Annotated in this window: 13 protein-coding genes, 1 tRNA gene and 2 pseudogenes; 10 read left to right on the top strand and 6 right to left on the bottom strand. The window is 57.0% G+C overall.

Going from position 1 to position 13,064, the window contains the following annotated elements; translation table 11 throughout:
* Positions 1-12 precede the first annotated feature (12 nt).
* The 9 genes from atzF (at position 13) to CES87_RS27525 (ending at position 7,655) form a co-directional block, all read left to right on the top strand.
* Positions 13-1,785 carry an allophanate hydrolase gene (atzF, locus tag CES87_RS27565; RefSeq protein WP_371858274.1) on the top strand — a complete coding sequence of 591 codons (1,773 nt, stop codon included), beginning with the start codon at positions 13-15 and terminating at the stop codon, positions 1,783-1,785.
* Positions 1,786-2,057: 272 nt separating this feature from the next.
* Positions 2,058-3,551, top strand: coding sequence for a diguanylate cyclase (locus tag CES87_RS27560; protein ID WP_128608587.1), 1,494 nt, complete (start codon positions 2,058-2,060; stop codon positions 3,549-3,551).
* Positions 3,538-3,756 carry a cysteine-rich CWC family protein gene (locus tag CES87_RS27555; protein ID WP_128608586.1) on the top strand — a complete coding sequence of 73 codons (219 nt, stop codon included), beginning with the start codon at positions 3,538-3,540 and terminating at the stop codon, positions 3,754-3,756. The genes CES87_RS27560 and CES87_RS27555 overlap by 14 nt, the downstream gene beginning before the upstream one ends.
* A gap of 34 nt (positions 3,757-3,790) precedes the next feature.
* Positions 3,791-4,483, top strand: coding sequence for a pseudouridine synthase (locus CES87_RS27550; protein ID WP_128608585.1), 693 nt, complete (start codon positions 3,791-3,793; stop codon positions 4,481-4,483).
* A 311-nt stretch (positions 4,484-4,794) separates the two neighbouring features.
* The gene (locus CES87_RS27545; RefSeq protein ID WP_128608584.1) at positions 4,795-5,679 is read left to right on the top strand and encodes an alpha/beta fold hydrolase; all 885 of its coding nucleotides are present in this window, start codon (positions 4,795-4,797) and stop codon (positions 5,677-5,679) included.
* Positions 5,680-5,837: 158 nt separating this feature from the next.
* Positions 5,838-5,911: transfer RNA gene (locus tag CES87_RS27540), tRNA-Gly, on the top strand.
* A gap of 385 nt (positions 5,912-6,296) precedes the next feature.
* Positions 6,297-6,599, top strand: coding sequence for a type II toxin-antitoxin system HigB family toxin (locus CES87_RS27535; RefSeq protein ID WP_128608583.1), 303 nt, complete (start codon positions 6,297-6,299; stop codon positions 6,597-6,599).
* Positions 6,599-6,958: a type II toxin-antitoxin system HigA family antitoxin gene (locus CES87_RS27530; protein ID WP_128608582.1), complete on the top strand. Its 360-nt coding sequence runs from the start codon at positions 6,599-6,601 to the stop codon at positions 6,956-6,958. The genes CES87_RS27535 and CES87_RS27530 overlap by 1 nt, the downstream gene beginning before the upstream one ends.
* Positions 6,959-7,385: 427 nt before the next feature.
* Positions 7,386-7,655 (top strand): short-chain dehydrogenase, encoded by a 270-nt coding sequence (locus CES87_RS27525; protein WP_128608581.1) that lies wholly within the window; start codon positions 7,386-7,388, stop codon positions 7,653-7,655.
* A 394-nt stretch (positions 7,656-8,049) separates the two neighbouring features.
* Here the strand turns inward: CES87_RS27525 and tam are convergent, their stop codons facing one another.
* Both tam and CES87_RS27515 read right to left on the bottom strand, forming a co-directional pair.
* A complete protein-coding gene (gene tam, locus CES87_RS27520; protein ID WP_128608580.1) occupies positions 8,050-8,820 on the bottom strand; it encodes a trans-aconitate 2-methyltransferase in 771 nt (256 codons plus the stop codon).
* Between the two features lie 169 nt (positions 8,821-8,989).
* On the bottom strand, positions 8,990-10,075 hold the full coding sequence (locus CES87_RS27515) for a type I restriction endonuclease (RefSeq protein ID WP_128608579.1): 1,086 nt from the start codon (positions 10,073-10,075) through the stop codon (positions 8,990-8,992).
* Positions 10,076-10,260: 185 nt separating this feature from the next.
* Here CES87_RS27515 and CES87_RS27510 point away from each other — a divergent pair, with 185 nt between their 5' ends.
* Positions 10,261-10,671, top strand: coding sequence for a low affinity iron permease family protein (locus tag CES87_RS27510; RefSeq protein ID WP_128608578.1), 411 nt, complete (start codon positions 10,261-10,263; stop codon positions 10,669-10,671).
* Positions 10,672-10,708: 37 nt separating this feature from the next.
* Here the strand turns inward: CES87_RS27510 and CES87_RS27505 are convergent, their stop codons facing one another.
* The 4 genes and pseudogenes from CES87_RS27505 to CES87_RS27490 all read right to left on the bottom strand — a co-directional run.
* Entirely contained in the window at positions 10,709-11,212 is a 504-nt protein-coding gene (locus CES87_RS27505) for a DUF4142 domain-containing protein (protein WP_128608577.1), read from the bottom strand.
* A gap of 72 nt (positions 11,213-11,284) precedes the next feature.
* Positions 11,285-11,449: a stress protein gene (locus CES87_RS33750; RefSeq protein WP_128608576.1), complete on the bottom strand. Its 165-nt coding sequence runs from the start codon at positions 11,447-11,449 to the stop codon at positions 11,285-11,287.
* A 197-nt stretch (positions 11,450-11,646) separates the two neighbouring features.
* Positions 11,647-11,988: pseudogene (locus tag CES87_RS27495) on the bottom strand (LysE family translocator); the annotation flags it as partial.
* 418 nt (positions 11,989-12,406) lie between these two features.
* Positions 12,407-13,064, bottom strand: a pseudogene (locus CES87_RS27490) (MFS transporter); the annotation flags it as partial.

Below are 13,064 nucleotides of genomic sequence, written 5' to 3'. Positions count from 1 at the left end.
AGGATGAACGCCATGAATTTGCAACTCGATGCCCTGCGTATTGCCTACCGCACCGGCGAGACCTCACCGCGCAAACTGCTGTTGGATTTGCGGGAAAAAGCGGCGGCGCTGAACCCGGACTATCACCTGTTTATCCATTTGCTCAGCGACCTGGAACTGGAACCGTACCTCGCCGCGCTCGATGGCCGCGATATCGACAGCCTGCCGCTGTACGGCGTGCCGTTCGCGATCAAGGACAACATCGACCTGGCAGGTATTCCGACCACCGCTGCTTGCCCGGCGTTCGCCTATGTGCCGCAGCGTTCGGCGACTATAGTCGAGCAGTTGCTGGCACTGGGGGCGATTCCTCTGGGCAAGACCAATCTCGACCAGTTCGCCACAGGGCTCAATGGCAGTCGCTCACCGTATGGCGCGTGCCCCAATAGTGTGTTGCCCGAGTATCCGTCGGGAGGCTCCAGCGCAGGTTCTTCGCTGGCGGTCGCACTGGGCGTGGCGAGTTTTGCGTTGGGTACCGATACCGCGGGTTCCGGACGGGTGCCGGCGGCGTTGAACAATCTGGTCGGGATGAAGGCCACTAAAGGCTTGATCTCTACGGCGGGCGTTGTGCCGGCCTGTCGCACACTTGATTGCGTGACCACGTTTACCGCAACCGCGCGGGAGGCCAGTCAGTTGCTGGCGCTCACCGCTCGCCTCGATCCACGGGACGAGTACAGCCGCAGTAATCCACTGTGGAATGACGGCTCGGCGTTTGGCACGCCTCGCCCATTCCAGTTTGGCGTACCGCGCAAGCAGGACCTGGAGTTCTTCGGCTGCACCCAAGGCCCGGTGTTGTTCAGTAGGGCCATCGAGCATCTCAAGGCGTTGGGCGGGGAAGCGGTGGAGTTCAACTTGTCGCCGTTTCTCGAAGCGGCGCGTTTGCTTTACGAAGGGCCGTGGGTGGCTGAGCGCTACAGCGTGGCCGGTGAATTGATGGAGCAAAATCCCAAAGCCGTGCTGCCGGTGATTCGCACCGTGCTGGCCAAGGCACCGGCGGTGAGCGGCGTACAAACCTTCCGCGCACAGTATCGGTTGCAAGCCCTGAAAGCTCTGTGTGACAAGGCGCTGGAAGGGCTCGATTGCGTGATTACGCCAACCATCGGTCGCCCTGTCACGCTGGCAGAGCTTGCGGCTGAACCGGTGCAGCGCAACTCGGAACTGGGTTACTACACCAACTTCATGAACCTGCTCGACTACGCCGCCATCGCGGTACCGAGCGGCTACATGGACAACGGCTTGCCCTGGGGCGTTACGCTGTTTGGCCGGGCGTTTACCGATCAATACTTGTTGAGCGTGGCCGATGGCTTGCAGCGCCAGCAAGGTCTGGCGATACCTGCACCTGCGGCTGTCGCCCGTCATGATCGTGCGCGACTGGTGGTCTGTGGCGCGCATCTGGACGGATTGGCGTTGAACTGGCAACTCAAGCAGCGCAGCGCCCGACTCGTGGAAACAACGTTCAGTTCACCCGACTATCACCTGTATGCCTTGGCCGGTGGCCCGCCATTCCGTCCGGGTATGGTTCGGGTGAAAGATGGCGGTGTGGCGATTGCCGTGGAAGTGTGGGAATTGCCGAGCAGCGAATTGGGCTCGTTCCTGACCGGCATTCCAGCGCCGCTGGGGTTGGGTAGGGTGCAACTGGCGGATGGGCGTTGGGAGAGCGGATTTATCTGTGAGGGGTATGGGTTGGAGGGTGCGGTGGATATCAGTCATCTGGGCGGATGGCGTGCGTACCTGAATACCCGTTCCTGAGATCGTTCCCACGCTCTGCGTGGGAATGCCGCCCGGGACGCTCCGCGTCCCTTCCCAGGCGTGACGCAGAGCGTCACAGGATGCATTCCCACGCGGAGCATGGGAACGATCAATACGCCCCCCCTGTAATTGGAGCTGGCTTGCCAGCGAAGGCGCCGGCTCAGGCGCCACCAAACCCTGATCCATACCGATTCGCCCCACAAATGCAGCGGTCATTTCCCAGCAGTTACCTCTAGAATGCTCGCCATCGGATTATTGCCAATGGAATTGCCATGCCGCTTCGCTCGCCGCTGTACTCTCAACGCTCGTTAGTACTCACGCTGGTCGCATTGTTGGGCGCAGGTTTCCTGGCCACCTCCTTCCTCAGCTACTACGCCTCGCGGACGTCGATCCGCGACAACATCGTCAACACCGAACTGCCGCTGACATCGGACACCGTCTACTCGGAAATCCAGAAAGACCTTGTCAGACCGATCCTGATTTCATCGATGATGTCCCGCGACACCTTTATGCGTGACTGGGTGGTAAACGGCGAACGCGACACCGACCAGATGACCCGCTACCTCAACGAGGTCATGACCCACTACGGCGCCTACACCGCATTCTTCGTTTCCAATACCAGCCTCACTTACTACCACGCCAAGGGCGTCCTCAAGCAGGTCAAGGCCACCGAACCCCGCGATGCCTGGTACTTTCGCGTGCGCGACATGAAAGATCCCTACGAGATAAACGTCGATCCGGATCTTGCCAACAAAGACAACCTGACCTTCTTCATCAACTACAAGGTCTTCGACTACAACAACCGCTTCATTGGCGCGGCGGGCGTCGGGCTGACGGTCGATGCGGTGATCAAGCTGATCGACAAGTATCAGCAGCATTACCAACGCAGCGTGTACTTCGTCGACACCTTCGGACGCCTGGTGCTCACCGGCGCCGAAGGCGGCCCGCAAGGAGCACGGGCCGGGCAGCCCCTCAGTGATCTGGACAGCATGAAAAACCTGGTCAGCCAGTTGCCCCAACCCCACAGCGGCAGCTACGAATATTCCGGTCAGGGCCAAGGACATTTCCTCAACGTGCGGTTCATTCCAGAACTGAACTGGTACTTGTTCGTCGACAAACGCGAAGATGGCGACCTGAGCGATATCCGCCGCTCGCTGTACCTGAACCTGTTGATCTGCCTCGTGGTCACCTTGACCGTGCTGGCTCTGCTCCACCGGGTGATCAACCGTTACCAGAACAAGATCCAGACCCAGGCAACTCTCGACAGCCTGACCGAACTGCCCAACCGTCGCGGCTACGACCTGCTGGCCGCGCAAGCCATGCATGAGGCCCAGCGCGAACCCAAACCGCTGACCGCGTTGCTGCTGGATCTGGACCACTTCAAGGCCTTGAACGACACCTACGGCCACCTGGCCGGCGATCAGGTGCTGATCGGCTTCGCCCGGGACCTGGAGAGTTGTCTGCGCCACTCCGACATCGTCTGCCGCTGGGGCGGTGAAGAGTTCATCGTGCTGCTCAAGGACACCGACGGTGAGACCGGTCTGATGATCGCCGAGAAAATTCGTCAGCATGTGGAACTACAGCTTTATGCCTACAACGGCAGTAGCTTACAGCTGACAGTCAGCATCGGCCTGACCACCCTGCAAGCCGATGACACCTTGCACACATTGCTGTCGCGGGCCGATCATGCGATGTATCGGGCCAAACAACGTGGCCGCAACCGTACCTGCGTGGAAATGCCTCACTCCGTTTATGAACCAGTCTGATCTCTGCCCGGCCTGCGGCGCGCCCAACGACTGCACCCTGGCCGACCCGCGAACCGCCGATCGGGCGTGCTGGTGCTACGGCGTCAGCATCGACCCGGCGGTGCTACAAGCGCTGCCAGCCGAGCTGCGCAACGCCTCCTGCCTGTGCCCACGCTGCGCCGAGGTCGAGGCGCAGTTGCAAGCAGCCGCCCAGCCGATCAAGTAAGATGCGCGGCCCTTTCTTCACCGATCCTTAAGTCATGCGCGTCGACCGTTTCCTCAGCAACCTGCCCCGCTTCAACCGTAAGCAGGTGCGCCTGTTACTGGTAGAAAAGCGCGTCAGGATTGACGGAAAAATCGTCAGCGATCCGCACGCCGAAGTCCGCGAGTTCAGCCGCGTCGAAGTCGATGATGAGGTACTGCAAACCGGCAAGCCGCTACGTCACTTCATGCTGCACAAACCCGCCGGTTGCGTCAGCGCCACCCGTGACCCGCAGCACCCGACCGTGCTCGACTTGATCCATGAGCCGAACAAGGACGAACTGCACATCGCCGGTCGCCTGGACTTCAACACGACGGGCCTGATGTTGATCACCAACGATGGCAGCTGGTCACGACGCCTGACTCAGCCGCGGACCAAATTGCCGAAGGTCTATTACGTCGAAACCGAGCAGGACATCGGCCCCGAATACGCCATCAAATTCTCTGAGGGCCTGTACTTCGCCTTCGAAGACCTCACCACCCAACCGGCCGGGCTAGAACTGCTGGGGCCGAAATCAGCACGCCTGAGCATCGTCGAGGGTCGTTACCATCAGGTGAAGCGGATGTTCGGCCACTTCGACAACAAAGTGATGCGCCTGCACCGTGAGCGCATGGGCCCACTGGTACTCGACGACGCCTTGAAACCGGGTGAATACCGCCCGTTAAGCGATGAAGAGATCGAATCGATCTAAGCAGCCTACCGCTGAGCAGAAGTTGTAGAACAATTTGCCAAAGCACTTGCGCAATGATGTGACCCCTGCTTGAATCAGGACGTCGGCCGAAATGTGACCGACGAGTCACAATATACTTCCAAGAAACTTTTTGCCGTCAGGAGCCCTTGGGTTCCGGCCTCATACGGCAGACTGCCCGCCAATAACAATACCCGTCGACCGGACTGCATTGGATCGACATGGGCCAGCAAATTCCAAGGCGTATGCCTACCTGTCACAAAGCTCGTGCAATCTCTTTTGCGCGCATACCCGCTTGCCAGGAGTCTTATGACATGAGGCCAGAAATTGCTGTGCTGGATATACAAGGTCAGTATCGGGTTTACACAGAGTTCTATCGCGCAGACGCCGCGCAAAAGACCATCATTCTGGTCAATGGCTCGATGGCCACGACTGCGTCGTTTGCACAAACCGTGAAAAACCTTCATCCGCAATTCAACGTGGTCTGCTACGACCAGCCTTACGCGGGCAAGTCAAAAGCCCACAACCTGCATGAGCAAATGCTGACCAAGGAAATCGAAGGGCAGATCCTCCTGGAGCTGATCGAGCACTTCGCCGCCGAACACGTGCTGTCATTTTCCTTCGGTGGCGCCGCGACCCTGGTCGCGCTGTCGCAACGGCCACGGCGCATCGAAAAAGCCGTCATCAGTTCGTTCTCCCCGGTGGTCAACGCACACATGCTCGATTACCTCGAGCGCGGTGTCGATTACCTCGGCAGCCGGGACGGCGACCGGGTCGGCAACCTGGTGAACAGCACCATCGGCAAACACTTGCCATCGCTGTTCAAACGCTTCAACTACCGTCACGTCAGCAGCCTGGCCGAGCATGAATACGGACAGATGCACTTTCACATCAGCGATGTGCTTAACAGTGATCGGCAGTGCTACCTGAACGCGGCGAAGAAGATCAATGTTCCTGTGCTGTTCATGAACGGCGAATGGGACGAATACACCGCCGCCGAAGACGCCCAACTGTTCGCCGGTCACGTGCAACACAGTACTTTCAGCACCCTGCTGTCCACCGGCCACTTTCTCGACATGGAACACAAAGCCGCCTGCCAGGAAAGCCGTAATGCACTGCTGGGATTCCTGAAGCCTTCGCAACACGAAAGCCGACCGCGTTACCACTACGTCCAGGACCACCATGCATTGGCCATCTGAAACAGCGTCATCGCGAGCAAGCCCCGCTCTGTAGGAGCAAGGCTTGCCCGCGAACGACCGCAACGCGGTCCGCTTTGTTTCACCTGCGCTAAAGCCATCTGGCGTAAAGAAAAACTTCATTTCCACGCGCACATCTGGTACAAAGTCAGCCGCTCTGAGCGGGTGTCGTATAATGGCATTACTCCAGCTTCCCAAGCTGATAACGAGGGTTCGATTCCCTTCACCCGCTCCAATCGAATTTTTGTCTCACGTCGTTCTTTGACGGGGGATGCAGGTAAAGAAAAAACCGGCCTTGATGGCCGGTTTTTTTGTATCTGGGGTTTGGTGGGATTGGGTTAGTGAGTCATTCGCCATTTTGGTCCAACTCACCCTACTGTTCTGCAAGTGCTTCCGGAATGGTAGCAACCTGAATCCGTTAACGTTTTTCTCGAAAAATACCGATTTATTATCAAATTTCATCAAGCGATAGTCTTTTCGTACCGGTAGAGGTAGCAGTGAACCGGTCCAAGTGGCTGGCTTTTTGTGGCCTAAATTTGAGTGGTCCAAATTGGCTGCATATCAGAGATTGCATCTCTGCAAAGCGAAGACTAACATCTCCCAAAACGGGAGGATGTGCGGTGCGAGTGATTGCAAAAGGGACCTTGCGGGAATTCTGGGAAAGCAGCCCAGCTCATGCTGACGCCGAAACACCGCTTGCTGAATGGTATCGACACATGGAAAAAGCCATCTATCGCACACCACAAGAGGTCAAGGCGGAGCTGAGAACGGCAAGCATCCTTAAGGGCGGCAGGGTTGTCTTCAACATCGGCGGCAACAAGTACCGAGTGATCCTGGCAATTGATTATCAGCGACAGCTTGGCTTCATACGGTTTGTTGGCACCCACGCCCAGTATGATCAGATCAACGCGGAGACCGTGTAATGAACATTAAACCTATTCGTAGCCAAGAAGATCTGACGGCTGCATTTGCTCGTGTGGAGCAGTTGTGGGGGGCAGAGATTGGTTCGCCTGAAGGTGATGAATTGGAGATTTTGGCGCTGCTCATCGAGAAATACGAAGACGAGCATTATCCAATGCCACCCTCCGACCCGATTGAGGCCATTAAATTTCGCATGGATCAGCAGGGCTTGACCCCTCGCGACCTGGAACCCTTTATTGGTACAAGCGGACGCGTATCCGAAGTACTGAACCGTAAGCGCAAATTGAGCCTGTCGATGATCAAGCGCCTACACGATGGGTTGCGAATTCCTTACGAGAGCTTGCTTGCAGGCGTGGCCTGAGGCTTCAGGCATACTTCAGTTTTAGGAGTTGCTGCGAAAAAACCGGCCCGTTGTGGCCGGTTTTTTGTGGACGGCATTTAGTGATGCGCTGGATCTCAGGCGACGCCATTTTTAAATAAAGCAACGTCCTACAACCGTCTGGGAATTGTCCGTACACTTGCGCATTGCTGTGCTTTTGCCACGAGGTCTATAGTCCGAGCGCGCCCAAAATGGCGTGTCGGGTTTGGCGACCTGAAGTGGAATGCAAGAGCGCACTGGCTTGCTTGCAGGCGTTTTTGCATTTGTAGAGTTGTCGTTTTATGGCAACTGTATGCGGGAGATCTTCGGATCTGCCGGCTTCCACTCCGGTTCGCCAACCTGCGTACAGTTGCCACCCTTTCGTTTGGCGACGATCGGCTGGAAACCTCAACTAAGTGGAGCTTTACTCATGCAAGAGTTCATGGCTTTAACCAGCAACGCCGACGATCTACCCTCGCTGTTCGTCAACACCACACAACCCCTGCACTCCCTGCTCAGCACGGCCAGTTACAGAATTCGAGCCGTGACGCAGATCCTTGAAAACCTCGCAATGCGAGGTGACATCACCACTGACTCGGTAATCCTCAGCGACTTTGCATTGCTCTGCTGCGTGCCTTTGCGTGACGGTTGCGATGTGCTGGACGTTATCGCTCGACGCATGGATGCAGAACCGTCCTGACGTAACACCCTGTGGGAGTGAGCTTGCTCACGATGGCGGCCTGGCAGGCAACTCAGATGCGAATGTGCGACCGCTATCGCGAGCAGGCTCGCTCCCACAAGGTTTGCGGCGCTCAGCGCCAAGTGTTTCTTGCAGGCATTGGTATCGTTTGCGTATAGATCCCCGCACACACGTAAAGATGCCGTAGCGCTGTGTTGTGCCTGACGGCAGATGCCCTATTCTGCCGACTCACCGTTCGCTTAGAGGTCAGCATGGACAGTTCAGAGTTGGGGATCATGATCATTTCAATGATCGGGTTGTTCGGCTTTGCTTCGTTTGTTTTTGAATACTTGAGCGCCAGGCGCACAAAGAAAAGGGGCGGATGACACTTATCGTCATCCGTCCCTTTTTCACATCAGCGGGTCGCGACCAGAAACAACCGCGGGAACGGCAGCAGCACCGAGCCATCAGGCAGCGCCGGATAGGACTGCCCGATGGCCGTCAGGTACTGCTTCAGATAGTGCGTGCGTTCGGCCTCATCCAGCGGATCGAGAAACGGCCGCAGACCGCTGCCCTTGAACCACTCGACCACACCCGACGCACCGCCCGCCAGCGGATGATGGTAGGTGGTGCGCCACACATCGACGCGGGTGCAGCAGGCTTTCAGGATTGAGTAATAGCCACTGGCATCGGCCATTTCCGTACGTTGCCCAGCGGCTCCGGCAAGCTTGCCCGCCCAGGGACCATCAGCCGCGACTTCGCGCATCAAGCGGTGTGAAGGCTCATTGAGATTGTCCGGCATCTGAATCGCCAGACTGCCACCGGGTGCAAGCTTGTTCACCAGCGAAGGCAGCAACACAGCGTGATCCGGTACCCACTGCAACACCGCATTGGCGAAAATCACATCGAAGGGGCCACTGTCGTTCCAGGTATCAATATCAGCAATATCGAAACGCACCTGCGGCAAGCGCTTGCGGGCGGCTTCGATCATGTCGGCCGAACTGTCCAGCCCGCGCACCGTGGCATCGGCAAAACGCTCCACCAGCAACTCGGTGGAATTCCCGGGGCCGCAACCGATGTCGATGACCAAGCGCACGTCCCCGGCGGGGATCGCCGCCAGCAAGTCACGGGCGGGGCGGGTGCGTTCATCTTCAAAAGCGACGTATTGTTTGGCGGACCAACTCATTGCGTTCTCCTGTCGGTGCGTTGTCGTAATCGGAACAGACAACCGGTTCGCTACGATACAGCCACTCGCAGGTTTAGCTCCATTCCACCTTTGGCGGGATATGCCTGTGAACTCTTTAGCAAAAAACCGGCGTTACTGGCCGGTTTTTTTTCATCGCTGGAAAATGGTCTTAATTGTAATACCCGACGGTTTTCTTCAAATGATCCGAATACTCGTAAATATCATCGACTGAATTGATCGCATGCCGGGTTTCGTTTTTCTCTTCATCAAATATACCGATGTACTTCTGCGAGCGGTTGAAGTGCAGACGACAGATCGGTTTGCGGTTGTTGTCGTCGAGCAGAATGCCGAAGTAACTCTGGGTATCGCGCTGAACAATTCGCTTGGCATCTACGACAGATCGAACCACAGCCCGGACGATGTGATAGCCCTCCAATTCCTCCAAGGTCGTCAGAACTTTGTCCTCTGACTCATCCCTTGCATCCGTTTGCTCGGCACCGCTGGAAGAAACCGGCAAAGAGGCCAACGCTGGTTGGATAGCGCCACTCATGGCCGACTTGAGCCTTTCATTGATTTGGTCGTTGAGAAACTGCACTACGGCCTTTCTCGTTAGCTCATGAAATTGCTCGCGCACCTTCTGAGTAATCACCCCATCGTATACGCGCGAAGCGAACACTTTTACAAAATCGTCGTCTGGCTTACTGACCTGAGAAGCAATGACCTTTTTGATTTGGCTGACGTATTTCAACTCACCTGCAGCGCTAATGATCGACTCCACATCAAACGCTGACTTGGTGAGCTTGATCAATTCGGGGACGGAGTACTCGTCGATATCCAGCAGATCGAGTTCAAGGAAGGGCTTCTCATCCATTTTATTGGGCGCATCCAGATCAGTGAAAAACTTGTAGACCTGACCGTTGGTGAGAATGGAGATTCGAGCGCTGGTGACATGGAAATAGCGAAACAGCTGTGAGGCATGATTGATGTGCAGCGACTCACCAATTTTTTTGCACTCGATGAGGATCTGGACCTCCCCTCCCTTCATGATTGCATAGTCGATCTTCTCCCCCTTCTTCGTTCCGATATCGCAAACGAATTCAGGCGTCACCTCTGTAGGATCGAAGACATCGTAGCCCAGTACCGTGCTAATGAAGGGCATGACGAAAGCATTCTTGGTCGCCTCCTCAGTCTGAATGGCAGCGCCCTGTAGACGAACTTTGGCAGAGAGACTTGCGAGCTTTTCGAAAAATTCCATGAGTGGCCTCTTATCTGGTTTCGATCCGTGTCTTTGCATGCTGGCAAACTGACTGCCATTGATACTAGCCACAAACCGGCACAAAGAAAGATACCGATCAGGAAATGCAGCCCCCAACACCAGTCGAATTTTCATCCCGCCGTCACTGTCTGAAATTCAGGCGCCCTCTTATAAGGAACACGGCCATGAAATTCGCAAAAGTTGCGCAGAAACTCGCCCTCTGGGCAGGTAATCCCAGGACGTTCCTGGGGGCGATCATCCTGATTTTCTTGTGGGGTTTGAGTGGGCCGTATTTTCATTTTGACGATACCTGGCAGCTGATCATCAATACCTCGACCACCATCATCACCTTCCTGATGGTGTTCCTGATCCAGAACACGCAAAACCGCGACACAGACATCTTGCACCTGAAGATCGATGAGTTGCTGCGGGTGACGACAGAAGCTCAGAACGCGATGTTGGGGCTCGAGGCGCTGGACCTGCAGCAGCTGGAAGCGTTGAGAAAGCAATACCGAAAACTGGGCGAGGGCGAAACGGTTTCCCTTGAGGGCAACGCCGTCGAGGAAAAAGGCAAGCAGGATCTCAATGAATGCTGATCGGCAATGCGCGGGAGGCACCCGCGCACGCCAATGGTTAGCGGCTGGCCTGCAAGGCTTTGGCCATCTGCAGGTGATTCTGCAGCTTAGGCAGGGTTTCTTCAGCGAACGCCTTGATCTGCGGCACGTCGGTGGTCTGCGCCGTTTGCTCGAGCTGCTCGATGGCTTCTTCGGTGGTTTTCACCTGACTGGCCGCATAGGCCTCATCGAAGCTCGCGCCTTCCATGACTTCGGGCATCAAGGCTTTGGCTTTATCGACCACTTCTTCGCGCGGGGCGACCGGCAAATCCAGTTGCCTGGCGATTTTCGCCAGACGCTGGTTGGCGGTAGTGCGGTCGTTGATCACGACGATGGTGTAGTCTTTGACCTCTTTGGATTCGGATTTCTGGTGCGCCAGGCGACTGGCTTCGATTTCGGCCACTTCTTTGGCCGAGGCATCGTTGATGAATTCAGTGGGTGTCTGGGCGAACGCACTGCTGGCACTCAGCCCCATTAAAGTAGCAAAAACGGTGTTGCGAAATTGGGTGGCCATCCGGCTCATGGTCGCGCCCTCCTCTAAAAATTCAAACGGGAGCTTTCGCCCCCGCTTCTCAATCAAAACCACCTTCATCCACTAGCGGGATTTCTGTTCCCCTTGTCCGCCTTTACGGCCCATGTCGGGTTTCGCAGGCTCTTTATCGACAGTCGTGGTAGTGGTTTTCCCACCTTTGCGACCAGCGTCAGGCGCCTTGGTTCGATCGTTGGCGTTGCCCGAGTTCGAGTTTCTTGAGTTAGGCATGATTCTCTACCTCTTGGTGATAATCGCGGCGAGCAGTAGCCCGCATAGATTCTGAATTTGCGCACGCCAAAAGGTTTAGAAAAATGCGCTCATGCTGCGACGAACGGCAGCCGACGTTCAGACCAGACGCAAGTGATGCGCGCGCGCCAAAAACGTTTCCGACCTATGCAGCAATAAGAAACCATCCCTGACCGTTACCACAGGATGCCATGCCAGAACGGCTGCCGCGCCGGCCCCTGTGGCACTTCCGCACCACTGCGTCGCGCCCGCATCGCACGCCAGCCGAGCCAGAACAGATAGAGCCCGCTTAGCACACCCAGCACATCAAACGCGGTGCTGCCGATTTCCCGCGCACCGACAATCGCCACCAGCGCCGCGCTGCACCAGATCACATCCCCCAACAAATGCCCGCAGAGAAACCCCGCCCCGCCCGCCGCCCATGCGCCGCGCCAATCCCGAACCCGCCAGCACACCCGGCCCGGGGTGATGCCGTAGATGAAACCCGAGGCGAGCACGGCCATTAGCAGCGATGGGGTCATGGGAAGGCCTTTTGAACTATCTGGTCAATGGTGGCCAGTCTATATCAGGTTATTGGGCGTTGACTGACTGATCGTCGAAGAACTTCATCACCGACAGGGGCTTCGAGAGTCGAGGATCAAGGGAAAGGCACTGCCGCAGGCGCGGCAGAGAGAGAAAGGCACCCGCTTTACTAACGGCGGGTTGAGTGAGTAGCAGACAGTGCGATGGCGGTTGTCAGTCCGTCTTCGCGAGCAAGCCCGCTCCCACCAGGACTGCGGAAACACAATTTTTATGTTCGCCACCGACCCACTGTGGGAGCGGGCTTGCTCGCGAAAGCGATTTATCTGGCACTGCAGATTTCAGTGCTTTAATCGCAGTCTGCGCCAGCCCCTGCCCGGATGCGTGGTCCGTGCAGGAACCGGCGTAGTCTGCGAACCGTTAGAACTTGTCCAGTGTGCGCAGCTTCTGCGGCAGTCCCCACATCAGCAGCGCCACTGCGATCAGCGCGCAGACGCCTATCACGTATAGCGCCGGTGTGGTGCTACCGGTCAGGTCCTTGATCCGTCCGACCATGACCGGGCTGACGATGCCGCCCGAACTGGCCCAGGGTGTTGATCACCGCGATGCCGCCCGCAGCGCCTGCGCCGGCACCGGCCAACAGTTTGGGTGGCAGGGTCCAGAAGCTCGGGATCGAGGCGATGATCCCGGCGCCAAGCAAGCCCAACGCAACAATCAGGAAGGTCGTATGGTTGGCGAAGATCCCGGCGCAGAAGAAACCGATCGCGCCGACCGCGACTAGCCCTGCGACAAACTTGCGCCGCTCGCCAGAGGCATCGGACAAGCGCCCGATCACCACCATGCTGATGGCGCCGCAAATGTACGGGATAGCCGTCAACAGACCGATCATCACCGGGCTTTCGGTACCGGCGCTACGGATCAGTTGCGGTGCCCAGAAATTCAAGCCGTAGGACGCCACTTGAATCAGGAAGTAGATCAGGCCCAGGGTCAGGAAACCCGGAATCTTCAGCGCCGCGAGCACGAGCCACCACTCTTGTGCGGTTCATGCTGAGCGATGCGACTGGCCAGCAGCGTCTTC

This window comes from Pseudomonas sp. ERMR1:02, assembly GCF_002277815.1.
Classification (GTDB): domain Bacteria; phylum Pseudomonadota; class Gammaproteobacteria; order Pseudomonadales; family Pseudomonadaceae; genus Aquipseudomonas.
Note: the sequence above shows the minus strand (reverse complement) of the source record. Positions and strands in the feature narration are given on the sequence as shown.